The organism is Lentimicrobium sp. S6, from assembly GCF_013166635.1.
Lineage (GTDB): Bacteria > Bacteroidota > Bacteroidia > Bacteroidales > UBA12170 > UBA12170.
This window is the reverse complement of record NZ_JABKBZ010000033.1, coordinates 18,517-43,274: the sequence shown is the minus strand read 5'-3', so window position 1 is coordinate 43,274 and position 24,758 is coordinate 18,517. Positions and strand designations below refer to the sequence as shown.

At 35.2% G+C, this 24,758-nt stretch carries 19 protein-coding genes and 1 pseudogene; 3 read left to right on the top strand and 17 right to left on the bottom strand.

Annotation, left to right across the window (positions count from 1 at the left end; translation table 11 throughout):
* Positions 1–278 precede the first annotated feature (278 nt).
* The 3 genes from HNS40_RS12110 to HNS40_RS12100 are packed head-to-tail and all read right to left on the bottom strand — an operon-like array spanning position 279 to position 4,691.
* Positions 279–2,300 (bottom strand): T9SS type A sorting domain-containing protein, encoded by a 2,022-nt coding sequence (locus HNS40_RS12110; protein WP_172281126.1) that lies wholly within the window; start codon positions 2,298–2,300, stop codon positions 279–281.
* Positions 2,301–2,347: 47 nt separating this feature from the next.
* A complete protein-coding gene (locus tag HNS40_RS12105; protein WP_172281124.1) occupies positions 2,348–4,162 on the bottom strand; it encodes a hypothetical protein in 1,815 nt (604 codons plus the stop codon).
* Entirely contained in the window at positions 4,155–4,691 is a 537-nt protein-coding gene (locus HNS40_RS12100; RefSeq protein ID WP_172281122.1) for an RNA polymerase sigma factor, read from the bottom strand. Before HNS40_RS12100 ends, HNS40_RS12105 begins: the two co-directional genes overlap by 8 nt.
* A gap of 270 nt (positions 4,692–4,961) precedes the next feature.
* Between HNS40_RS12100 and HNS40_RS12095 the strand changes: the two genes are divergently transcribed.
* The 3 genes from HNS40_RS12095 (at position 4,962) to HNS40_RS12085 (ending at position 8,453) form a co-directional block, all read left to right on the top strand.
* On the top strand, positions 4,962–7,232 hold the full coding sequence (locus HNS40_RS12095) for an NADP-dependent malic enzyme (protein WP_172281120.1): 2,271 nt from the start codon (positions 4,962–4,964) through the stop codon (positions 7,230–7,232).
* Between the two features lie 122 nt (positions 7,233–7,354).
* On the top strand, positions 7,355–7,600 hold the full coding sequence (locus HNS40_RS12090) for a DNA-binding protein (protein ID WP_371742942.1): 246 nt from the start codon (positions 7,355–7,357) through the stop codon (positions 7,598–7,600).
* A 100-nt stretch (positions 7,601–7,700) separates the two neighbouring features.
* Complete coding sequence (locus HNS40_RS12085; protein ID WP_172281116.1) at positions 7,701–8,453, top strand: hypothetical protein; 753 nt, start codon at positions 7,701–7,703, stop codon at positions 8,451–8,453.
* A 9-nt stretch (positions 8,454–8,462) separates the two neighbouring features.
* Here HNS40_RS12085 and HNS40_RS12080 read toward each other — a convergent pair whose 3' ends face one another.
* From HNS40_RS12080 to HNS40_RS12010, 14 genes and pseudogenes are all read right to left on the bottom strand, one after another.
* Positions 8,463–9,050 (bottom strand): sugar transferase, encoded by a 588-nt coding sequence (locus HNS40_RS12080; RefSeq protein ID WP_172281152.1) that lies wholly within the window; start codon positions 9,048–9,050, stop codon positions 8,463–8,465.
* The gene (locus HNS40_RS12075) at positions 9,046–10,305 is read right to left on the bottom strand and encodes a peptidase U32 family protein (RefSeq protein ID WP_253916330.1); all 1,260 of its coding nucleotides are present in this window, start codon (positions 10,303–10,305) and stop codon (positions 9,046–9,048) included. The genes HNS40_RS12080 and HNS40_RS12075 overlap by 5 nt, the downstream gene beginning before the upstream one ends.
* A 398-nt stretch (positions 10,306–10,703) precedes the next feature.
* The gene (locus tag HNS40_RS12070) at positions 10,704–12,644 is read right to left on the bottom strand and encodes a T9SS type A sorting domain-containing protein (RefSeq protein WP_172281114.1); all 1,941 of its coding nucleotides are present in this window, start codon (positions 12,642–12,644) and stop codon (positions 10,704–10,706) included.
* Positions 12,645–12,785: 141 nt separating this feature from the next.
* Positions 12,786–13,697, bottom strand: a complete 912-nt coding sequence (locus HNS40_RS12065) for a proline dehydrogenase family protein (protein WP_172281112.1) — start codon at positions 13,695–13,697, stop codon at positions 12,786–12,788.
* A 502-nt stretch (positions 13,698–14,199) separates the two neighbouring features.
* The gene (locus HNS40_RS12060) at positions 14,200–14,733 is read right to left on the bottom strand and encodes a methylated-DNA--[protein]-cysteine S-methyltransferase (RefSeq protein ID WP_172281110.1); all 534 of its coding nucleotides are present in this window, start codon (positions 14,731–14,733) and stop codon (positions 14,200–14,202) included.
* A 131-nt stretch (positions 14,734–14,864) separates the two neighbouring features.
* Positions 14,865–15,452: a hypothetical protein gene (locus tag HNS40_RS12055; protein ID WP_172281108.1), complete on the bottom strand. Its 588-nt coding sequence runs from the start codon at positions 15,450–15,452 to the stop codon at positions 14,865–14,867.
* A gap of 153 nt (positions 15,453–15,605) precedes the next feature.
* Positions 15,606–16,430 (bottom strand): annotated as a pseudogene (locus tag HNS40_RS23150) (metallophosphoesterase).
* A gap of 100 nt (positions 16,431–16,530) precedes the next feature.
* Entirely contained in the window at positions 16,531–17,109 is a 579-nt protein-coding gene (locus tag HNS40_RS12040; RefSeq protein ID WP_172281104.1) for a TetR/AcrR family transcriptional regulator, read from the bottom strand.
* Between the two features lie 155 nt (positions 17,110–17,264).
* Positions 17,265–18,488 (bottom strand): CotH kinase family protein, encoded by a 1,224-nt coding sequence (locus HNS40_RS12035; protein WP_172281102.1) that lies wholly within the window; start codon positions 18,486–18,488, stop codon positions 17,265–17,267.
* Positions 18,481–19,086 carry a hypothetical protein gene (locus HNS40_RS12030; protein WP_172281100.1) on the bottom strand — a complete coding sequence of 202 codons (606 nt, stop codon included), beginning with the start codon at positions 19,084–19,086 and terminating at the stop codon, positions 18,481–18,483. The genes HNS40_RS12035 and HNS40_RS12030 overlap by 8 nt, the downstream gene beginning before the upstream one ends.
* 200 nt (positions 19,087–19,286) lie before the next feature.
* Positions 19,287–20,510: a CotH kinase family protein gene (locus tag HNS40_RS12025; RefSeq protein ID WP_172281098.1), complete on the bottom strand. Its 1,224-nt coding sequence runs from the start codon at positions 20,508–20,510 to the stop codon at positions 19,287–19,289.
* The gene (locus tag HNS40_RS12020) at positions 20,500–21,090 is read right to left on the bottom strand and encodes an outer membrane beta-barrel protein (RefSeq protein ID WP_172281096.1); all 591 of its coding nucleotides are present in this window, start codon (positions 21,088–21,090) and stop codon (positions 20,500–20,502) included. The genes HNS40_RS12025 and HNS40_RS12020 overlap by 11 nt, the downstream gene beginning before the upstream one ends.
* Positions 21,091–21,220: 130 nt before the next feature.
* On the bottom strand, positions 21,221–23,362 hold the full coding sequence (gene rnr / locus HNS40_RS12015) for a ribonuclease R (RefSeq protein WP_172281094.1): 2,142 nt from the start codon (positions 23,360–23,362) through the stop codon (positions 21,221–21,223).
* A 391-nt stretch (positions 23,363–23,753) separates the two neighbouring features.
* Positions 23,754–24,686, bottom strand: coding sequence for a M23 family metallopeptidase (locus HNS40_RS12010; RefSeq protein ID WP_172281092.1), 933 nt, complete (start codon positions 24,684–24,686; stop codon positions 23,754–23,756).
* Between the last annotated feature and the right edge of the window lie 72 nt (positions 24,687–24,758).

Genomic DNA, 24,758 nt, shown 5'->3' with positions numbered 1-24,758 from the left:
GGTAATGAACAAACCGAATGTTTTAGGTCGGCTAGAGAATCTTATAAGGAAACTACTTTTCCTGCCGACCCATACTCTGTTCTCAAAGCATAAACTAAAGACAAAATACAATTCCGTCTGAGCAGAACTATTCTGAAGGCTGGGCACGCAAAGAAATGAACAAAAAACCCCCACCATAAAATGATGAGGGCACAAAAATTAATTGTAATTATAATGGATGAGAGTGGATGTTGACTGAGGAGAAAACATCCGATACTATTCAAATTGTATTAATGCTTCTATTTAATTAATTTCGATCTAAATATCTTATGATCTGCTTGTACTTCTAAAATATACCATCCAGCCTTTAAGCTTCCTACTTCAATACTCTGATTTTCTTGTGCTTCTAAATCAGCCTCTTGAACCAACTGACCTGCTGTATTATAGATTTTATAAGAAACAGTATTTGATTGAGGAATTTTAAAATGGATTCTATTTCCATTGATAGGATTAGGATAAACTTCTAAGAGTGATTCTATTTCTATACCATCCTCTATTCCCACATGCTGATTACCAAAACTTTCTGGGTTCACTAAATAATCCGTTTTTATTTCGCTGATAAAATCTTGCAATAATTCTGTACTACTTTTTACCTGATCACCTGGTGCTGTTACTAAAGCAATATCTAAATATTCTACACTACCTGCTTCGAAAGTGAATGGTCCCATCGAGGACATTCCTCTTCTATCACCTGGATTGTTTCCTGCATTATCTTCAGTCCACGATTGGCTTACATTAGGATCAAGACCACCTGTTCCCCAATGACATGGGTCGCTATCTCCAGGAAACATAAACTTAGTTAGAAATAAACTATCACCACCGGCGGATGAATGCCCATTACCACCATAACACATTTGTGAACCATCTATCCAGTTTCCTTGTAATAAATTATAATACTCATCGGCAGTACTAGGATCGTATTGATATTGAAGCCCACCGTTATTAAAATAAAAGAAACTACCCATCCCATAGCGTTCATTATCTATTTCACCATCTCCAAATCCTGCTCCATTAATGCCTTCATCACACAAACCTAATGGATTATCTAAGTTATCTTCATCCATAAATGGACCACCAAGCATACATATAGCTTGTGAAGGAGGGTTTTCACCAAAACTTCCTGGTTCCCCATTTCCATCAATTTCTGTACCATTATAAGCAAAATAATACCCTTGTTCTACATTACAACCCACATAATCGTCTCCAGCATAGCCCAAATCTATATCAGCAAACAAGCCTAAATAGGTGTCATAATAGGTTTCATCGCTTCTATTGAATATTTTATAACTGTAAAAAATCGTGCTTTCATAAGGACTGTCTCCATCATGATCTAATCCCCAAGCCATACAATGAATTTCTAAACCCATTGGCAATCCTTCAGATTCTGTGTGTTCCAATTGATCATTATAAACAAAGAATATACTTTCATCTCCTTTAATAAATGGATAATCCCCTAATTCAGGATGGTATTCTAAATCCTGATCTACATCCACGAATGGAGCTATAAACTCAGCTTGGTTTTTAGCAGGATCTCCATGTGCTGGCCAATTTAATATGGCTTCTGGCATTTCATAATCAGGATCTGCAAATTCAGTCATGTGAATATTTACTTCATCCCTTGTTACTTTCCAGGTTCTTAACCATTCTCCTGCAACTACTGAATCACATGTTAGCTCATTACCTTGTGATAATGGACCAGGCCAAAAGTCAGCTCCCATTTGTCGATATCTTTCCCCAGCAAAGTGCAAATCATCTTCAGTATTCTTTCCACCTATCCAAAGGCCCATATTAAACATGGTTGTTGTTGTTGCATCTTTAGGATAATTATATACTGGCACATCTCCAAATCCTGTATATGCATCCCAAAATTGAATATTCATGGGATAAACAGCTGCACTTACCTGATTAATTTCAAGAGCATTTGAATAGTCTTTAAACATGACCCAGATCTTCCCACTAGGTGGGATTGGGTAATCTGATTCCAACTGGTAAATAACTTTTACGTTGCTCGAAAGATTATAATCAGATACTTTAAAACTCACCAGCGAATCATTAAAACTCAATAATTCAAAATATTCTGGAACACCAGCATCACTTATAATCAAATCACCTCCTTCTGTATCATAATCATTGAGTAAAGGATTTATAGTTATAATGTCTCCGAAGTTAACATATACTGTATCGTCAACAGGCACCTGTGTCTGTGACAATAAGCTAAAGGATATAGCCATTAAAAAACTAAAAAGTATAAATTTTTTCATATCAAAATATTTTAGGGGTTATACATAGAATAACGTTTTAATATTCTTTATGGTTGCCCAGCATTTTTAAAAAGTTTGATTCTTACTCCAAACTTCATCCCATATATTAAATATTTACTACGATATGATGTGTTTTCAATTTCTTTTTGGTTGAATTGATAACGCAAGGATGGCTCTATAAATAACACTGTGGAATTCAATTGATAATTAATACCCATATTGAATAATCCATAATAATAAACTTGTGGACTTGCTTTCACTTCGTCTATATTTAGAATATGCCCATAATTATCGTAAACATATCCTTGACTCTTTAAATGAAATGCAAAGCTCATTCCAGCAGAGGCTTCAAAACTCCATTTACTCGAATACTTATGATACTGATAGCCAAAGCGGATTGGGATTTCTAGAAACTGATAAGTATTGCTTGCCTTCTTGGTCTCCTCTGTCCTAATCCAGTGAGCCATATATGCCGAATCTATTCTTTCAATATTGGTGTCAATAGTAGGTGGGTTGATCACATAACTAAAGCTGGTATCCACCTGCCAATAACTTTGTTCCAAATCATCATATTCCCTCTTAAAATAATATTCAATATCTTCTGTCAGCCTTTGATAATTTAATCCCAATTGGAGAAATAGAGGATGTCTTTTCTTTTGAATTCTCAAGCCAGCTCCAAATTGATAGGATATATTCTGAGATTCACTAGAACTTTGAAGGGTGACCGGATCATTACTTAATGCTTCTGGTTTTATGAGATTAGAAAACATCATGGGCATCACAGAAAATTCCGCTTGTATCAAGTAGTTGGGCAGATAGAAGCCCTTTTCAAGCGAACTCATGGTTTTAGGTTGAGGAACAGAGCTTATTAATATCAAACTATCCTTCTCAAAAAACACATCATCTGATTCCACGAATAAACTTTGCATGGAAAGGCTATTTGCTTTCTGAAGTATGTTTTCTTCTTCAATAACATCCTCTACATTCTTATCTTTATTAAATATTGATGCCTTCGAAGTTTTAGTTTTGGTGTTTTTGTGAATTAGATTGGAATTCTCAGAATTAGCTGCTTCAGTCATCATTTCCTCATCAAGTTCAATATTTGAAGCTATTGTTTCTTCTCCCTCTGATGAATGTTCTTCCATTTCTTCAGGAAGTAAAACGTGACACGATAATCCAGAAGTACTGGCACATAATTCTTTTCTATATGCTTCTAATTGTATTTTTTCTATTTCTTGAGGAGACATTAAATAGGTCCATTCACTAGTATCGTGTTTTCTAGTATTCAATTGATCATCATGAGTGTTTAAACTGGTAAACTGAGTGGTTTCTTGTGGAGAAGTTTCAGCTTTACTCTCTTTCACCTCTTCTACTACCACAGCAGTAGTTGTAGTTACTATAGCTACAGCACCAATGGTTTTTATGATTCCTACTGATTTTAAAACTACAGTAGCTTTTGCTAATCCTGCTTTAATTAGTCCTGATTTTAAAGCGGTGACTTTAATAGCGCTCAGGCTTTTTGCAATAATTCCAGTGCTTTTCACCGCTGTTGCTGTAGTTCCAGCCACAGTAGAACTTACAGCAGCTCCAGTGGTAGTGGTGGCTACTGAGCCCGCTACACTACTTGCTCCAGCACTACTAGCAGCTCCAGAAACCGCAGATGCTCCTGAGCTAGCACTAGCTCCGGCTGCCCCGCTTGCTCCAGACGTTGAGCTCAATCCTGCTGCGGCACCTGTTCCGGTTGCTGCTGCAGAAAGGCCAATCATAGCGGCCATTTTTGCCTCCATACCCTCGGCAGGCTTAGCAGAATAATCTTCTAATCCTTCCTTAAATAACTTGTCCACATTAAATTCCTTATCCATGATATCCTCCCTTCTTCAATATCTCCTGTAAGCGCAATCTAGCTTTATGATATTGGGTTTTAGATGTACTCACACTAATACCCATTTTTTTGGCAATTTCATGATGCTTAAATCCCTCAATAGCATACATATTGAATACCATCCTATAACCTTGCGGTAAAAAGTCTAACATTTTAATTAAATCTTGAGCCTCTAAATGATTTTGCGGATTTTTTCCAGTAGTCTTCCATTCGCTGGTTTCATATTCAGAAAGCTTGGGGTCGTTTTTATGACTTCTATAATAATCAATAGCCTTGTGAATAACAATGGTCTTCATCCATCCCTCAAAGGAATTCTTATTATATGTATCTATTTTTTGAAAAATGAGCATAAACGCATCCATCACCACTTCTTCGGCAATCTCTTTATTATACAAGTACCTCATGCAAATACCTAAAAACTTTTCATGGTATTTACTGAACACAGCCATCTGAGCTTGCTTATCTTGCTTCTTGCAGGCTAATATCATGTTCTCTTGGTTCCACTCCATCTCTCAAATTAATTAACGAAGTGTTTTACGAATTGGTTGTCTGAGTTTTTCAAAAAATGATGTTTTTTTGTTAGATGGGCTAATTTAACTATGATTCTATCATGTATAACAAAAAGGTGATAATATTTTCATATTCGTAAAATCACCCATGAGTCATTTGACAGCCCTCCAATAAAAATGTGTATTTTTGCAGCAAATAACAGAATTCAATTTGTTAGACGAATTTGAAAATCGCCATTGCAAATTTTCAGAATATCAAAAACTTTCCTCATGGATAATTTATTTAAAAAAGATGCCCTCCGCTACCATTCTCAAGGCAGAGCCGGGAAAATTGAAGTTAAACCCACAAAACCACATGCCACTCAACGCGACTTATCATTGGCTTATTCGCCAGGAGTTGCAGAGCCATGTTTAGAAATTGAAAAAAACCCAGAAACAGTATACACCTACACTGCTAAAAGTAATTTAGTTGCGGTGATTTCAAATGGAACTGCGGTTTTAGGACTTGGAGATATAGGACCCTTGGCCAGCAAACCAGTGATGGAAGGCAAAGGCCTCCTCTTTAAAATTTATGCCGACTTAGATGTTTTTGATATTGAAGTGGACACCAAAGATGTGGACAAATTTATCGAAACCGTAAAGATGATAGCTCCAACTTTTGGAGGAATTAACCTAGAAGACATCAAAGCTCCTGAATGTTTCGAAATTGAAACAAGATTAAAAGCGGAGTTAGATATTCCTGTAATGCATGATGATCAGCATGGTACAGCCATGATTTCTTCTGCTGGATTATTGAATGCCCTTGAAATCATCGATAAAAAAATAGAGGATGTTAGGATAGTTGTAAATGGCGCTGGCGCTGCAGCTGTGAGCTGTTGCAGACTTTACAAGAGGCTTGGGATAAAAGCTGAAAATGTAGTCATGTGTGACAGCAAAGGAGTGATACGAGCAGATAGAGAAAAGCTAAGCTTGGAGAAAAAAGAGTTTGCTACAGATTTAGATTTACATACTTTAGCAGATGCCTGTAAAGGTGCTGATATGATTTTAGGCCTTTCTGTTGCAGATGTGATTACACCAGAAATGCTATTGAGCATGAATGATAATCCTATTGTTTTTGCTTTGGCCAACCCCAATCCAGAAATTGATTACAACTTAGCTATAGCCACTCGTCCCGATTTAATTATGGCTACAGGAAGAAGTGATTATCCCAACCAAATCAATAATGTTTTGGGATTCCCCTATATTTTTAGAGGCGCTTTAGATGTTAGAGCTACAGATATTAATGAAGAGATGAAAGTGGCTGCAGTAAAGGCTATTGCTGACTTGGCTAAAGAACCTGTTCCTGAAGAAGTAAATGTAGCCTTTTCTGACGGGAACCTAACCTTTGGTAAGGATTATCTAGTGCCAAAACCTACCGATCCTAGATTATTAGAAACTATTGCCCCTGCCGTTGCTAAGGCCGCCATGGATAGTGGAGTAGCCCAAAGGACCATTAGAAACTGGCGAGCCTATGTGGAGAATTTAAGGAAACGGCTTGGTATTGGAGATCCGTTATTAAGAAAGCTGAAGGCAAATGCCAAGAAGAATCCAAAACGTATTTTACTTTCCGATGCAGATAATTATAAAATGCTTAAGGCTGCAGAGATTGTGAAGAATGAAAATATCGCCATTCCTGTACTTTTGGGGGAAAAGAGAATAATTGAGGAGATTATAGAGGAAAATAATTTAGAGTTAGAAGGCGTTGAAATAGTTGATCCAAGAGATCCAATTGTACAAAGCTTAAGCGAAGAATTTGCAAACGATTTCTATCAAAGAAAACAAAGGCAAGGGATAGACCTTAAGAAAGCACGTCAGATGATGCGAAGCAGAAATTATTTTGCACCTTCAATGGTAAGAGCTGGACTGGTTGATGGTATGATATCGGGATTAGAAAGAACTTATCCTGAAACCATTCGACCTGCCATGCAAATTATAGGCAGAAAAGAAGACAAATCTTTGGTAATGGGTCTCTATATTTTGTTGACAAAGGATGGTCCTGTGTTTTTGGCCGATACCACAGTAAACAAAAACCCAAGTACAGAACAATTAATTGAAATCACCTTACAAACTGCCAAAATGGTAAAAGATTTCAATATTGAACCACATATTGCCTTGTTGTCTTATTCAAACTTTGGTTCTAATGATGGTTTTGGACCAGGTAAGATGAAGAAGGTAGCAGAATATCTTCACAAGAATCACCCTGATTTAATTGTAGATGGTGAAATACAAGCCAATTTCGCCATCAATAATGAATTATTAAGCGAAAGATTTCCTTTTAGCAAATTAGCTGGAAAACCCGTAAATACCATGATATTCCCAAATCTAAGCTCAGGAAATATCGCTTATAAAATGCTACAATCCATGGGAGATATAAAAGTGATAGGCCCCATTTTGAATGGTTTAAAAAAACCTGTTCATATATTGCAATTAGGAAGTTCGGTAGAAGAAATTGTAGATATGATTTTTGTAGCAGTGAATGATGCCATAAAATTAGATAAATAATTCAATACGAGACATCCTCAGTTTTTTGATATAAAAAAGGCTCTTCTGGTGACTTAATTTTTGTTAAAGCTTGCCAAGAGCCTTTGTTTTTTTGCTATTTTAGCTCCAAACATTAAATTAAGATTATGAAGATAACATTCAACGAATTACGTAAGATAAAAGATAGTTTACCTGATGGAAGTATGCATCAAATAGCAGACGAATTAAAAGTGACAACAGAAACGGTACGCAATTATTTTGGTGGAGCCAATTATGAAAAAGGCGAAACTATGGGTTTAAGCATTGAGCAAGGACCTGATGGTGGAATAGTTGATATAGCTGATGATACCATATTAAAAAAAGCGCAAGAGATTTTAGCGCAATCGTAAAAAGCATTTCTTAGAGTTTTATTTTTATTAATGGCCAAACACCATGAGTGATTTTGGCATGGGGTATCATATTGTATCAATTCATCAGTATTTCTAAACTATGAAAAAGCTTATTTATCTATTTTCTTTTATGGCTATTGTGTTGGTTTCTTGTGAAAAAGACGATACAAAAACTAATAGTGATTCTATATTGACATTAGCAAATATTAATGGTCAAGTGAGTTTGTATGATGAATTTGGTAACACCACCAGTAGTGAAAGAATGTTTGTGAAAGCAGAAGGAAATGGTCAATATTATATTGGAGAAACGCAAAAAGACGGCAGTTTTTTAGTGCCAAATGTTCCTTATTTCCTAAATTACACTATAAGTTATGAAAAAGAAGGATTCGGCTCCTATAAAATATATAGTTTTGATCATCAATATACAGGCGCTGCAGGAGAGATAGACGAGGTTCCTCGTTTGTCAAAGAAATCCTCGGCATATTGTACAGCCCTTTTTACCAATGTTGCAGATGATGAAGTAGAATTCCAACTAGCCGTTGCTGGAGGATCCTATAATGGTAAAAGAGTATTTCGCTTATTATTTCATACCATTGCTCTTATTAGCAACGAAACATTTAGTCATAACTCTCCCAAGTATACTTTAAATGCGAGTAGTCAATCCATAACGCTAACTAAGGAAATGCTGGAAGATATTGGATTAGAAAGTGGTGTAAGTTATTATGTTCAAGCTTATGGGGATTCTTATTATAGCAATTCTTATTTTGACGATTATGCACAAAGAAAGGTGTTGCCTAATTTAGGGTATTTAGAAGGACAAACTGTTCCAACAGGAAGCTTTACTATGCCCTAGGAATCTTCTCTAAGATAAAATTTTAAGGAAAGTCTTCCACATGATTTTTAAATCGGTGAGAAGGCTTTTTTCTTTGATATATCGCAGGTTCATTTGCAATTTGGCAGGCATGATTTCTTGGATATAGGTCTGCTCAGGATGAGGGCTTTTTTGAAGAATCTCATTTTCGTTAATATAAGCTAAACTTGCATAATCTGTTAAACCTGGTTTTACCGATAATACCTTTTTTTGCTCCTCGTTATACATATTTACATATTTGAGAACTTCAGGTCTGGGTCCTACCCAACTCATGTCTCCTTTGAGGATGTTTAATAGTTGAGTCATCTCGTCCAGCTTATATTTTCGTAAATAATAGCCCACTTTAGTTATTCGAGTGTCTCGACCTCCCACAGTCAGCAATCCTTTCGATTCGCTATCAGGACGCATGGTTCGGAACTTGTAAATCCAGAATACTTGTTCACCTCTTCCAACTCTTTGTTGTTTAAAAATCACACCTCCTCTGGTTTCTATAATTATGGAAAGCGCAATCAGTAATAGGACAGGCCAAAGAAAAAACAAGGCCAAAACAGAAGCTATGATATCAAAAAGACGTTTAATCATCTTCTTCTGTGTTTTCTACAATCTTATAAACTTTATCTCCTCTTCTTACCAATTCCTTGGTTTTAAAAGAAACCGCTTCTCCTTTATTAGCTTGTGATACTATCTTTAAATCAACTCGCATTTCATTTACCACATCCTCATAAACACCAGTGGTTGGACCAATGATATTGATTTCATCACCAGCCAATAGCTCATTGGTCTGAATCTTCACTTCTGCAACGCCTATTTTTGTAAAGTAATTGGTGATATTTCCTAAAAAAAGTTTCTTCTTGGTCGCTTGATTACCATAGCGCTCTGTCCACTCTCCTGTTTTTCTACCTAGATAATAACCATCCCAGAATCCTCTATTATAAACTTCCCCAAGTTCTTCGTTCCATTTGACTATTTTTTCTTGGGTATACGCTCCAGTCAACCATGCATCAGCTGCTTCACGATAAACTTTTGTTACTGTCTTTACGTATTCGGGAGAGCGGCCTCTGCCTTCAATTTTCAGAACTCGAACACCTGCTTTGAGGATTCTATCGATAAAGTCTACTGTTTTCAAATCTTTTGGTGACATGATATACTCATTATCCACTTCCAGTTCTAATCCACCATCTTTATCTTTTACATCGTAAGGACGACGACAAGGTTGTAAGCAAGCGCCTCTATTGGCGGAGCTATTCATGGTATCGAGGCTGATATAACACTTGCCAGAAACGGCCATACAAAGCGCACCATGGGCAAATATCTCAATCTGTACCAATTCCCCTGAGGGGCCTTTTATTTGTTCTTTTTCTATGGCATCGGTGATGGCTTTTACCTGCTTCAAGTTTAGCTCGCGAGCTGTTACCATCACGTCAGCAAATAAGCTATAAAACTTCACCGCCTCTATATTGGTAATATTGGCCTGGGTAGACATGTGGATTTCCATACCTTTGGAAAAAGCATAGTGAATAACGGATTGATCAGAAGCAATAATAGCAGTAATTCCATGCTCTTTTGCTGCATCTATCACTTTTTTCATTTCCTCTAATTCCGCATCATATACCACAGTATTTAGGGTGATATAAGATCTGATATTATGCTCTTTACAAATTCCTACTATTTTTACTAAATCCTCTATTCCGAAGTTTTTTGAGGACTTGCTGCGCATATTTAATTTACCAATCCCAAAATATACAGAGTTGGCTCCACCTTGTATGGCAGCCATTAAAGATTCATAAGAACCCACAGGAGACATAATCTCCACAGCATGAGATGTTTTAAGCATGTATTCGGTGTTTTTAATATTCGGCTGCAAAAATAGTTTTTTTTAAGGAAGTGAAAGGTATGTGTTTTTGCTTGGTTTTGGGCTGTTTTTATTTATTGGAGGATGTTAATATTTAACGAAAAGCCTCAAATCCGCGAATAATAAAAATGTATCTCTTAGCGGAACTTTGAGTCTCCTTTGTGTTTTTTGTGAAATAGCTTTAGTATGATTTATGATAATGGGAATGTAAATATATCACGAAAAGTCGCCAAGTCGCGAAAGTTTATATATGCGGATGAAGATTTTAATTGGCTCACGCAAAGCCGCAGAGCTTATTAGTGTTTATTCAGAAAAAAATTTGTTTGTTTCAATTCGTGTATTCGTGGTAACTATTTTTTTCAAATTCTTACCAGCTCATACTATTCTACAATCATTTTCTTAGTCTGGCATTCCTCATCCACACATATGGTATAGAAATACACACCAGATTTTAAATATTGAGCCTGAATGTTAATCACTTTAGCCTCCTCTATTTTTCCTTCGAAGCTTTGGTAAACTGTATGGCCAAGCAAATCCGTAATTTCTATATTCACTTCTTTGGGTTCTTGGAAACTAGAGGTGATTTCTATTTTTGTTTCTCCAGAGAAGGGGTTTGGGGTGTTTTGGGAGATGCGAACATGAGGTGATTGCATTTCATTTTCTGTTATCTTATCAGCGCAACAGAGATAGTCAAAGGGTAATCGTAAACCATCTATATAATTATGTTTAATAGGGAGTGATGGGTTATTATATGCCCATTCTGATGGGCCTACACTTGTTGTCATTGGGAGTGCTAACATATAATTCCACCCATCTATATAAATATTTTCCGCCAAATACGGATAAAAATAGAACCCTTCATATAATGTGTTTTCAGTGAAGTTTTTGATATAAATTTCACCACCACCCAAGCATAGGCTTGCTCCAAAAATATCTGGGCTAATTAAACTATCTGCTCCTGATATTACATCGTCGTTCCAAGTAACTACATAAAAGCATTCTCCTCTTTCTTTTCCCATTTGTAAACGATGATCGAATCCTAGATTGCCAAACATGTTGGTTGAAACTCTTGTTTTTATCTTTGAAATAAAGAAAATATCTTGTAGTCCGTTTGGAGTGATTGTAAATTCAAATAAATGACCACCTAAGGCATCATCTTCTACCCAATTACCATCAGTTGGGTTCAATACATCTCCTTTTGTTGAACCATAAACATTAGCAACAATATGCAGTTTACCTTGATAGTTGACAATTCCTGGAAAATCCCTATCACCGTTAATAAAAGATGGCCTTACAGTGCCAGGGTTTCCGTTTTCATCAATCCAAGGTTGTAAATATTCAGTTAATGCATAATGATCTTCCAAATTCAATTCTATTTCATTCCATGATTCACCTTTATTTGTAGTATAAAAAACTTGTGGTTGGTAAACTCCGTATTCATAGGACTCATTGGTAACTCCAATCATCCACATATAACCAATACTCCCATCATTTGACCATGCTGACCAAGTAGTGTATAGCGCATATGCAAAGCCTTCATCAGGATCAATAAGCCAATCAGGCTGAACTGTATTTATTTCCCAATCATAGCCATTTTCAGGGTTATTGGTAGTTCCCCTATAATGTTTAAGAATTTGGTTTTTTCCATATGCTCCAATACTCTCAAAATCTTGACCAAATATATAGGCTTCACCGTCTTTAAAGGTCATGGAGGAACGAGCCCAATCGTTATCACCCTCCCAATTGTATATGTTTTCTTGGTAATTATTATTATTAATTTGAGAGGACACAAATGCAGTATTTGACCATAGTTCATTTATTGAATCTTGCCCAACAACAAGAGAATAGAATTCTTCAAGATCATCACTTTCGTTTGGATTGATGAAAACGGCTGATGGATTGGTAATAAAATTGGAAGTCTGTGTTAAAAATGATTCATCCCAACTTACACCTTCAAATGAATATGCTGAAACTATAGTTCCTTTTTGATTTATTTCAGAATATGATTCTGGATCGCCTTCAAATACCATCAAGAGGGCAAGATCATTAGTATTATTTAACCAATCAAATGATAATGGCCTTTGCTCAGAATTTAATATAGAAAATGCATTAGGTGATTTTCCTATATGAATCCGGCTAATATCGTTTTTTGAGTTATTATTATTTGGAAACTTAATATCCCTCTTAGGATAATCCACCTTACTCTGACTAGGCTCCACCGGTTTCTTCATATATTTCCGATAGGATTCTTTAGATATTTGAGCTGAAGAAAGGGAAATGATTCCAAAAATAAGGGCAAAAAGGAGTAAAGTTTTTTTCATGAGATATGGTTTTACAATATATAACACCAAATGTATAAAAAACGTTTTACAGATGCAACCTTAAATTCAAAAAGTATTTCTAATAAAAAAACCCACTAGAAAACTAGTGGGTTGAAAATATTTTGTGTGTTTATCTTCTTTTTATCCTTTAAAGAAAATAGCCTTAATGATCAGCATGGCCATTTTAGGATTTTCTTTTAATCTACGTGTAGAATATCCAAACCATTCTTTACCAAATGGTACATAAACTCTCATGCGGTGGCCTTTATCCATAATGCTTTTACGCAATGCTGGGGTTACACCATAAAGCATCTGGAATTCGTATTGGTCTGGTTTGTAATTATATTTTTCAATTAATTTATAAGCTCCATCTACCAAAGGCTTATCGTGAGTTGCAATGGCAGGATACATTCCTTTTTGCATCATATAATCTAAATCCTTGAGATAATGATCGTTCACCAAATCATAACCTTTAAAGGCTATTTCAGCAGGCTCTACATAAATTCCTTTGCAAATTCGATAGTTGATAGGATTGTCTTTAGAATGAATATCTTCTAATCCTTTAATATCGTCTAAAGTACGTTTCATATAAGCTTGTAAAACCAATCCTGTATTCTTAGGAAATTCTGCTTTTAATTTACGGAAAAGATCAATTTCTAGATCAGTACAAGGACTGTCTTCCATATCTACTCTCACAAAGTTATTGAAGGAGGCGGCATAAGCTACAATCTCTCTGATATGTTTGTAAGCTACTTCTGCATCAATCAATAAACCGAAAGAAGTAGGTTTTAAGGAGTAATTTCCTTGGATTTTAGCAGCCTCAGCAGCTTTAATTACCTCTAAATACTCTTTTTTATTAGCTTCAGCTTCATTAAGATTCTCAATGAACTCACCTAATACATCAATAGTTGTTAGAATGCCTTCATCATTGAGTTTTTTTGCCGACTTAATGGCTTCCTCAATGGTTTCACCTGCAATATATTCCTTAGAAAAAAGCCATACCAGTTTCTTTGGCATATAAGGCAACATTCCAGCTATCATTTTGTTGAACATAACCCTTACATTTAAATTGTGAATACTTTAACGTTTGTGTCTGCGGCAAATGTAATATTTAGGACAATATACTTGCTATTTTCTAGATAAAAATATTGTCAGTAAAATACTGAATTACAAGTGGTAGGTGGAGGAGATTCAATGTTTGATGTTCAATGATTAAGGTTCATTGTTGAGTAGCGCTGAAAATATCTCTGTTTATCTGTGAGAATTTGTTATTCCCTGTCATTCACATTAGACCTTTTCGTTTTAGGATAATTGCAAAGGATAGTAAAGAGTTGTAAAGCATAGTTGCTCGCTTTTGTTCCATTTTATCATTCAATCATTATATCATTTTATGGAGAATCGTAAAGAGAATTAAGGATTTGTAAAGATTAGTAAGGAATTGTAAAGTGAAGTAAGGGTGGAATGAGAGAAGATAAGAAGGTGGAAATGATTGAATGAGGAAATGATAGAATAGCCAGACTATTGTAGCATTAAATCATTATACCATTGTAAGAAACTAAAACAAAGACAACTGAGAGGGGTTCCAACTGCCTTCTAGTTTTAGGAGTTTCTTTTTGGCTGAGAGGCCGCCGGCATAACCTACCAGTTTCCCATCACTGCCTATGATTCTATGGCAAGGAACAATGATTGATATGGCATTGGCACCGTTGGCAGTAGCTACTGCTCTGATTGCTTTTTCGTTGTTTAAGTCTTTGGATAATCCTAAATAGGTGTTGGTTTCCCCGAAAGGGATGGCTAATAGCGCTTCCCAAACTGTCTTCTGAAAATCGGAGCCTACTAGCAAAATAGGAAGGTCGAATTGGGTTCTTGTTCCACTAAAATACTCCTCTAACTGAATGATGGCTTTCTCAATAACTTCGCTATTACCTTCTTCATAGTCGGTTTTTAACTGAGTAAGAATCCTCTTGTCAATCTGCGGTCTCATTTTTCGGAATCTCCAATCACAAAGACATAATCGGTCTTCGTAGGAACCTAGCATAAGTTCTCCATATGGAGTTTTGTGATATTTGATGAGGATGTTTTCTGACATGGAGTTTGTGATTTGTTTATTGGTGTAAAGATAGTTTGTTTTCGAGAATCTTTAAACCTTCATTACAAAACACTCCTGTAAATAAATTGGGATTAGACATTACAATTTATGCAATAATGGCCAAAACCAAACTAGAAATAAAAATTTACACCCAAAGCCAAACTCACCACTTGGTATAGCTTAATCTGTCGAGAATTGAGCTTATACCAAAAAAAGGAATCCACCGAAACCACTTCAGCATAGCATTCTATTCCTTTAATGAAATACTTAGGATTGAGGTTTTTCTTGGCAGAAACTCCAGCTAGAAAGCAAAGATGAAAGGCATTGGGAGAATAATATCCACTTGGGTATTGGCAGGGGAGTTCCACAAATGAATTTCTTCCGGTTTCGTAACTAAAGGTAAAACCCAAGTAGGGAGTAAACTCCAAACCTAAATATTGTTTTCGTAAGAGTGGAAAAGTGTTTTTTAAGTTTAAGGTATGTATTTCTGTATGGGCAAATTTTTTAGGCACATATCCATAAATAAACTCCGTCTGTAGTTTTTTCTTGAATAATTGATAAGCAAAACCTCCTGAAAAATAGCCTATATTCCCTGCAAATTGGACCTTAGCATAGTCAGGAATTATCCAGTGATGCTCTTGGCTTTCTGCTTTATTCTGTGACCATAAATCAGTGGTCAAAAGAAGAAAACTCATAAGGATGAATATGATTTTTTTCATGTTTTACATTGCTGTATTCAGTGGTCCTTGATCGGAGTCGAAAGGCCCACTTTCTATGCTGTAAAAGCTAAATTTATGGAGCTACTTAAGAACTATCATTTGCTTTATCAACTACTAAATTTGCTCAATATTTAACTCATATTTGAGACCTTCTCAATTAGCATTTTCTATTCTGTAAATAATGGTTTCTTGATTTACAGATATTTTAGCATATTCTGTATTCTTGGGCCATGGAACCACCAAATAGGGAATACCATCCTTATAATAATCTCTAGAGAGGTAAGAATGCGTATGACCGTGTATGGATAGAGAAACATTGTTGTCTGCCATTATTTTTGCATACTTCGCCTCTGAATCTTCATCAAACTGGTCACCAAAAGGAGGAATGTGAGCAATTACAAATTGATGTTCATATTGGTTTTTTTCTTGTAATTTGGATGCTAGCCAATCAAAATCTGGTGTTCTATTGCTTTCCCAAAATACATCATCGAACATGATGAAATGGGAGTTCTGAAAAACAAAATCATAATTGGTTTCTCCAAACATTTGTGCATATATTTTCTCTCCATTGGCATTATAATCGTGATTCCCTATGAGGTTTTAATAGGGCTTGTTTAGGTCTTTCATCACAGAATAAAAAAGCTCATACTCCGTCAATAGGGCTTGATCAGAAATATCTCCAGCGATAATCACAAAGTCGATTTCATCATCATTATTGATTTGTTTCACAATGCTGGCCAAACTGGTATAATGATAATGTACATCGGCAATTACCCCAAAAGAAAATTCTGAAGGGGATTTGAATTGATTACTGATACCCTGTAGCTGAATCTCATTGGTATTTAGCTGATCATTTTCCACATTGGCATCATAGGGGCTGTACTCGAATAATTTACTGCAGGATTGACTTCCTAAAAGAATGATTGTAGAAAAGACCCCTAAGACGAAGTATCGTAATATGCATGGTGATATTTTCATCGTATTTGTGTATTAATTATTAATTATCCTGAACAGACTCAGAGTTGAAATGGTTTGATTATACTTAAATCGTTTATTAGTCAAATCATGAATAAAAAAATTAACGAGTTACCCCGTTAATTAATATTTCTGCAACTTTTTCCAAAGGTGGATTCGTCTTTCTTGGATTGTCTTTCAAGAAATAAGTGAGTTCCATTCCTTTAAGCAGCATGATGATGGTATCTAAAGCCACATCAAAGTCTGAAGGGTTTTTAAACACCCCTTCTTGAATCCCTTGTTCAATAATGATTCTGAGCTGAGCTTTTTCCCAATTGTCAATATTTTCTCTTAAATCATCAATAAAATCGTAATGCTCAAAAAAATCAGCACGCACTGTTTCATTATAGTTTACAGCATTAGCAATGGTATCCATCCTCACCACAATATACTGCTTGAGTTTATCAACTGCCAGCATTTCTTTGTTCTGACTGATCTTATTCAAGATGGTTTGAAGATTAGTTAACTCTCTTTTAACCACCTCTGTAAATAAGATTTCCTTACTATGAAAATGATAATATAGCGAGCCTTTAGCTTTACGAGCAATTTTGGCAATTTCATCCATGGATGTTTTATTAAACCCATAACGACCAAATAATTTGGTGGCTACTGTTAAGATCTTATCTTTTGTTTTGTCGCTCATTCGTATTTCCTGACTATATTAGTTTTTCGGTACAAACTTAAAAGAAGTTTATGAATTGTGCAAGAGTTTTAAGAATAATTAATTCATATTGTTTTGATGACGATAGATATGATAAAATGTCTTTGGAACAATTCGATGAAAAAGGAGTCTAAAGACTAGTGTATTTTATAATGATCTCCAAAATTGCGATAACGCATTTCAAATTGCTCTTGCAATCTTTCCAGTTCATAATACCAAGCTATATGGTCTCTAGGAATATCGTATTTGGCCATATTATATTTGATCTCATCCTCTATTCTATTGGCATTCTTCTCCACAATGGATTTAAAAAGATTTGGACTGGCTTGATGATAAATTTCTTTTTGTCTTCGCTTTAAACTTGTCGCAAAATCAGCATCGGTTTTTAAGGTATCGAATAATTTCTTAAGAAATCCATTATAGCCAGTCTCGTCCACAAAAAGTCTATCTGCACTAGCTGCAAAGTCCATATCATATAGGAAGAATCTAAATTTGCCATTGGGACCCACATTATAGATTTCCACATTATTATAAGGCCAATCGCTATTGCCAATAAAATCCTCAAAAATGATATAATCTGCAAAGCAATTTAAATCTATATTGTTCAGCAGAAAATCTGAATCCTTGGTATGAACAGCCTCTATTAAATTATTGATGATTTGCTCGTTACCACTGCCAAACTCTAAAACTTCTTGTCCGTCTCTAATATGTGATATCTTCAAAATGTTCACCTCATCATTATCCACATTCAGGAGCTTTCCCAAACTATTATCATCTTTTTCAGTACGCAAATTGAGGAGGCCATAGAAGGATTCATTCAGAAATACTTGAACAGGTTGATGATAACTTAACTCCAAATCGAGACCTAGTTGGATGGCCAAATCAGTAAACGAGATGTCTTTGACAAAGGTGCCATATAAATCGTTTCCCGAATTCCTCAGGCTTATTTTTTTTAATTCATTAATTGAATGGTTTGGCAGCAATTGATCAACTTGTAAAATGGGAGAGGATATGTTATTCACTTTCTTTTTAAACTTTACTTTCAGACTTTTAAGAGGATAAAAAACAGTAGATGTCCCTTTTATTTTGAGTTCTATCTTTTTGTCTTTTATTATACTTTGGTCTTGAGAGAAATAGGAAAAAAAAGCATCTATTTCCACATCAGAAGAAGGATGATGCATCATGGAATCAAGTAAAACAGTATCCGCAGTTATGTGAATCACATTCAAAGCTGTTTGAATATTTTCTATGGTTAAAGCTGCTGGATCTATACTATATTCTTCATTTACTATGTATTTTGTGCATGAGAATAGGCATAAAAACATAATGAGTATGCTAATAATGATTACTGGTTTAGTCATGATTTTTCTTTTTTAGTATTTGAAGATTCATACAAACACCCAAACAAACATGATTGGTATAGTTTCTAAATAGAAAAGAATCTATTTTGTCGCTTACAATCCTAGAATATGCTAATTCCATTGCCCAGATTTCACTAAAATGATAAATAAAACCACAGTTTAAATTTAATCTCGCATTATAACTTTTGTTTAAAGCCACATCTTCTAGGGCTCTATAATCTTGTATTGAGAAACCGATATGAGTACTCCATTTGGGTAGAAAGCAATAATGAATATCAATTGGAATATCGAAATTATAACTATAACCACTCACTTTGGTTTCATTGAGTTCAATAATATCGCGGTGCTGTTGAACCCCAGGTGTAATACTAACGGAAAATTTCTTTCCAAGGGATAGTTTATATCCAAATTTTAAATAGATGCCTCTGGAAAAAGTGCTTTTTGCTGTGTATTTCCAAAGCTGTAATTCTTTGGTATTATACCCGATAACACTTCCCAAACCGACATCCCATTTCCCTTTTGCCGATGTTTGAAAACTAAATGCGATTAGTACTCCTATAATGATGTATTTCTTCACTTTATATTCTTTAATTCCCAATGAATCACATTTGGTATTATTTGATGTTTTTGTGGCGGCAAATGTAACTAATCATTCTAATATTTGAACACTTATTTGTACGTAAACACGATAATAGTACATAAAGACCAATTATTATCGAGTTTATGATGAATAAAGAAGCCATTTCAATCAAAATACTTAATAAAAATCATTCTGAAAACATGAGGTGAATGGAAAATTTAATCCAATTGATAATACCATTTAAAAAGTTTTCTTCGAGTTTCAAACTTCTCACTCAATCTTTGTAGTTCATAATACCACATGATTTCATTGGTGGGTGTTTGGTATTTTCCAATATTATAAATGATGTCTTTTTCTATGCGATGCCCATTAATATCTAGGATGTGATCAAACAATTCCACGGTAGCTTTTTCATAAATATAGGCTTGTCTTTTTTGGAGTAATTCTACAAAATGAGCATCTTGTATTAGTGCATCATAAAGAAGTTTCAAAAAACCATTATAGGAAGATTCTGCTACAAACAGTTTGTCTTTATCAGCGGCAAAATCTAAGTCATAGAGGAAAAACCTGAATTTTCCTTGTGGTCCTACATTATAGATTTGAACATTATTATAAGGCCAATCGCTATTTCCTATATAATCTTCGAAAATGATATAATCGGCAAAACATTTGAGATCAATGTTTTCCAGTAAATAGGGAGTATCATTTCTTTTTACAGCATCAATAAAATTTTGAATAATGAGGGAATCTCCACTACTAAAACCAATGATTTCTTGTCCATCTCCTATATGTGATATTTTTAGGATATTTATATCGTCATTGTCCACATCAAGAAGTTTTCCTAGGCTGTTGTCATCTTTTTCAGTTCTAAGGTTGAGAAGGCCGTAGTATTGATGATTAATAAACACTTGCACTGGTTTATAATAACTCAATTCTAAGTCGAGTCCGAGCTGAATAGCCAATTCAGTATAGGAAATGTCTTTAATAAAAGTCCCGTGAAAATCGTTGCCTGAGTTTCTTAAGCTGATCTTTTTTAAAACTTCTAGATGATGACCCGGAAGTGGACTATCCACTTGAATGATGGAAATAATTTGATTATTGACTTTCTTAATGAATTTTATTTTCAGACTTTTCAAATCATAGAAAACGGTGGAAGTTCCCTTTATTTTCAGCTCAATATTTTTATGACTAATGATGGTATCCCCTTGGGAATACATATTAAAAACAGCATCTATCTCGATGTCCTCATGAGGATAAGCCATCATATAGGCAAATGGAGCAGAATCGGCAGTAATATGAATGATATCCAACTGAGTTTCTATATTATCTATACTTAGGTTTTCAATATCAATATTGGTTTCGGTATTAACCTTATACTTTGAGCAGGAGAAACTCAACAGAAGTATCAAGGTAAAAATTGCAGCATAAAATCTATTTATCATTGTTCAATCCTCTCTTTAAATTGAAACGATACCTCATACCTACAATCAGGTGATTGGGATAATTGCGAAGTAGAAAAGCATCTCGCTGATCGCTGAGAATGGTAGAAAATCCAATCTCCATGGACCAATGAGGATTAAAATAATAGGATAATCCCAAATTTAGATTCAAGCGGGCATTATAACTTCTCTCTAATGCAAACTCTTCCATAACTCTATAGTCTTGAAGTGATACTCCCGCATAAACACTCCAATCATTATAAAAGTGATAATAGATTTCGACAGGCAAATCAAAATTATAACTAAAGATTTCGACATTTATATTATTAATCCCCACCTCATCGTAATGTTGTTGAAAACCTGGAAACACACCAATGCCAAAGTTTTTAAACAAAGTCCACTCATATCCTAGTTTCACATATAGGCCACTTGAAAAGGTCTTTTCCACAGAATAATCCCAAATATATAGTTCAGTAGGATTATATCCAAAGGTACTGCCCACGCCAAGATTCCATTTCCCCTTGGCAGAAACAGTTATGCTCAAACAAATGAGGAATAAGAGTATGAATTTTTTGAGTTTCATTTTATCCACTATAAAGGCACACAAAAATAAAAAAATGTCTGAATTTTGAATATATTATTGAATAAAAAAAATCCGCAGGAATCATAGAAACCTGCGGATGATAGTTTAATATTTATGTTCTTAATTATATTCAGTCATTCACCATCACGAAATCCAATTGCTTTTTCTGAACATGAATGGCTTTTACCTGAATACGAACAGGGTCTCCTAGCTTTATGGCTTTACCATGTCGTTGACCAATCACCTGATAGTTTTCTTCATCTAAGAAATAGAAATCATCCTCCATATCTTTCATACGAACCATTCCTTCTACTTTAGATTCTTGAATTTCCACATAAACACCCCATTTACTCACTCCACTAATGACACCGTCGAACTCTTGTCCAACCTTATCGGCCATATAAACGGCCTGCATATATTTCACACTAGCTCTTTCGGCCATAGCTGCATTGCGTTCCATTTCGGAGGAGTGCTTACATTTCTCTTCGTAATCCACTGCCGACATATCGTTTCCATTTTGCAAATAATGCTGCAATAATCTATGCACCATTAAATCGGGATAACGACGAATAGGAGAGGTAAAATGAGAGTAATAGGGGAAGGACAAGCCATAGTGACCAATATTATTGGTGGAATAATAAGCCTTCGACATGGTTCTGATGGCAATGGTTTCAATCATATTCTTTTCACCTTTGCCTTCTATATCTTTAAAAAGCTGATTATAGGAATTCACCACGTCTTCCCGGTTATTCAATTTCAGATTATAGCCTAACTTGCTCACAAATCTGGCGAAGGTATTTAGCTTTTCTGGATCTGGCTCATCGTGAACACGATAAACAAAGGTTTTGGCCTTGTGCTTACCATCCACTTTACCTATAAGCTCAGCCACTTTTTGGTTGGCCAATAGCATGAAATCCTCAATAAGCTTATGAGCTTCTTTTTGCTCTTTTACATAAACGCCTATGGGATTGCTTTTCTCGTCCAACTTAAACTTCACCTCGGTGGAATGGAACCTAATGCTACCTCTTTTAAAGCGCTTGTCCCTCAACTTAGTTGATAACTCGTTCATCTTCAAAATTTCTTCTGGGAAAGGACCTTCTCCGCCTTCTATAATTTGCTGGGCATCCTCATAGCTATATCTGTGGTCAGATTTTATTACTGTTTTTCCAAACCACTCTGACTTAATTTCAGCTTCCTCATTCATGGTGAAAATAGCAGAAAATGCCAGTTTCTCCTCGTGAGGACGTAAGGAACAAACCTGATTAGAAAGCTTCTCTGGAAGCATAGGAATAACTCTATCCACCAAATAAATAGAAGTAGCTCGTTTATAAGCCTCCTCTTCTATGGCGCTTCCTGGTCTTACAAAATGACTCACATCGGCAATATGTACACCAACTTCCCAGAGTCCATCTTTCAACTTCTTCAAAGAAATAGCATCATCAAAATCCTTAGCATCGTAAGGGTCAATGGTGATGGTAAAAGTATCTCTAAGGTCTTTACGTTTCTTAATCTCGGCCTTGTCTACTTCATTAGGGATTTTGGCGGCATCGGCTTCCACATTAGCTGGGAACTCACTCTCGAAATTATAATCGAAAACGATGCTTTCAATTTCCACCTTATGATCGCCTGGCTCTCCAAGAACTTGAGTTACTTTAGCAAATGGATTACGAGCATGCTCAGGCCATTCGAGCAATTCAACGATAACTTTTTGGCCATTTTTAGCCTTATTCAAATGTTCTTTTCCGATAAAGAAATCTACATGGATTTTAGGATCGTCTGGTATAACAAATGCATAGTTTTTAGATACATCTATAGAACCTACAAATTTATTTTTACCTCGCTCTAATACTTCTACTATTTGTCCTTCTAACTTGCGAGCTTTTCGTTTTGGAAAGATGAAAACCTTCACCTTATCGCCATGAAGTGCATTTTTGGTATTTCCTGCCGAAATAGAAATATCGTCACCGCCTTCATCATTTATGATATAGGCCTTTCCGGTAGATTGCATATCTACTTTTCCAGTGATTTTAGTCTGTTTTTGCCCGTGGGTAGTAATATATTTTGGAGAAATTTGAAACTTCCCTCTTTTGGATTCTACAATTATTTTCTGCTCAAAAAAGCTGAGGATTAGGTTTAATACTTGCATTTTTCCAGCCGTATCTTTAATCCCTAATCTTTTAGACATCTGCTTGTAATTGAACGCACTAAATGGATTATTAGCAAATTCTTTTAGTATGTTTTTTTCTATTGTGTTATTGTTTTTATTCTTCATTATTCGTTAATTTTATTCCGCTATTTATATGTGCTTGTTATTCATCAAATTTATAAATAATAGCGAAATGATATGTATTCTATTTTTCCGTGAAATGAAGGGCAATCTTAGATATGAGTCCGGAAATTCGAGAGGGGGATATTTACGGTATTAAATTGTCCGTCATAGAAACGGATGTGTTATTATTTGCTGCAAAGATACACTATTTGTGGAATACTTGATTAAGAGAATATTAATCCAATATTATTTAAAAGATTTAAATACAAATTCGGACAAATGTAAACTTACTCAAATGATCTGTATCACTTGTAAATCTGAAGATATGGTAATATTCTAAAACAGAAAGAGCCAGAGAAACCCCCAACTCTTATAAAATCTTATGTATTTGAGCTTATTTTCCCAAACTCACCAAGTCATCGAATTCCTCATCGCTAAAATGCTCATATAAATAAGGAACAGGGTCGACGACCCTCCTGTCTTTTTGAACCTCATAATGTAAGTGTGCAGAAATGGAGCCACCTGTATTTCCTACCTCACCAATTTTAGTAGCTAGTTTTACTTCTTGGCCAAATTTTACATTAATCTTGTTGAGGTGACCGTATAAGGTGCGATATCCATTTCCATGATCAATCACAATCTTATTCCCATAACCATCTTTCATATTACCTGCAATAACTACTCGTCCAGCTGAAGCTGCATAAACAGGGGTACCTCTTCTGGCGGTGATGTCAATTCCTTCGTGGAATTTCCTGATGTGATATATTGGATGATTTCTATAGCCAAAACCGCTAGTAAACCTTACAATATCGCTTTTGCGAATAGGAGTGATTTTTGGTCTGCTTACTATTTCTCCAGCTAGTTTATTGGCTTTATAAGTCAACTCATCTAATGAGGACTTTTGAACAGCCACACGAGCTTGAGCTTTATCCATGTCTAATAGTGAGATAAATTGGTCTTCATTAAAAGTAAAACTTTCAGAACCTCCAATACCAGCAAGTCTGATTTCCTCTTCCAAAGGTTTTTCACCTAATAAAACTCTATATAAGTCCTCGTCTCGTTTTTCTACCTGACTCAAATAACCATGAATACTATCCAACTTCTGTCCATATACATAGAGTTGAGTTTCTAGTTTATTATTCTGTGATTTTAATTGGGCCTCCTCCGGAGTATCAAAGTTTAGAGAGTATGTCCAAGTGAAAACAATGGCCAAAACAACACTCAATCCTAAAACCAATCCTGCTTGCATAAAAAATCGCTTTGCGCTTGGTTTTACTCTTTCATAAGAGAGTGTTTTTTGATTATAAAAATATTTTCTTCTTATCATAAATCCGTTTTAAAAAATCGGGCTGCAAAAGTAATATTATTTTTTAAACCACAAAATCGGTGTTGTTCAGCT

Bases quoted from the DNA above. Each gene is read 5' to 3' on its own strand.
- HNS40_RS12065 (WP_172281112.1), bottom strand. From the start codon at position 13,697: ATGTTCAACAAAATGATAGCTGGAATGTTGCCTTATATGCCAAAGAAA.
- HNS40_RS12060 (WP_172281110.1), bottom strand. From the start codon at position 14,733: ATGTCAGAAAACATCCTCATCAAATATCACAAAACTCCATATGGAGAA.
- HNS40_RS12070 (WP_172281114.1), bottom strand. From the start codon at position 12,644: ATGAAAAAAACTTTACTCCTTTTTGCCCTTATTTTTGGAATCATTTCC.
- HNS40_RS12095 (WP_172281120.1), top strand. From the start codon at position 4,962: ATGGATAATTTATTTAAAAAAGATGCCCTCCGCTACCATTCTCAAGGC.
- HNS40_RS12035 (WP_172281102.1), bottom strand. From the start codon at position 18,488: ATGACTAAACCAGTAATCATTATTAGCATACTCATTATGTTTTTATGC.
- rnr (WP_172281094.1), bottom strand. From the start codon at position 23,362: ATGAAGAATAAAAACAATAACACAATAGAAAAAAACATACTAAAAGAA.
- HNS40_RS12075 (WP_253916330.1), bottom strand. From the start codon at position 10,305: ATGCTTAAAACATCTCATGCTGTGGAGATTATGTCTCCTGTGGGTTCT.
- HNS40_RS12110 (WP_172281126.1), bottom strand. From the start codon at position 2,300: ATGAAAAAATTTATACTTTTTAGTTTTTTAATGGCTATATCCTTTAGC.
- HNS40_RS12085 (WP_172281116.1), top strand. From the start codon at position 7,701: ATGAAAAAGCTTATTTATCTATTTTCTTTTATGGCTATTGTGTTGGTT.
- HNS40_RS12040 (WP_172281104.1), bottom strand. From the start codon at position 17,109: ATGAGCGACAAAACAAAAGATAAGATCTTAACAGTAGCCACCAAATTA.
- HNS40_RS12020 (WP_172281096.1), bottom strand. From the start codon at position 21,090: ATGAAACTCAAAAAATTCATACTCTTATTCCTCATTTGTTTGAGCATA.
- HNS40_RS12100 (WP_172281122.1), bottom strand. From the start codon at position 4,691: ATGGAGTGGAACCAAGAGAACATGATATTAGCCTGCAAGAAGCAAGAT.
- HNS40_RS12010 (WP_172281092.1), bottom strand. From the start codon at position 24,686: ATGATAAGAAGAAAATATTTTTATAATCAAAAAACACTCTCTTATGAA.
- HNS40_RS12105 (WP_172281124.1), bottom strand. From the start codon at position 4,162: ATGGATAAGGAATTTAATGTGGACAAGTTATTTAAGGAAGGATTAGAA.
- HNS40_RS12025 (WP_172281098.1), bottom strand. From the start codon at position 20,510: ATGATAAATAGATTTTATGCTGCAATTTTTACCTTGATACTTCTGTTG.
- HNS40_RS12055 (WP_172281108.1), bottom strand. From the start codon at position 15,452: ATGAAAAAAATCATATTCATCCTTATGAGTTTTCTTCTTTTGACCACT.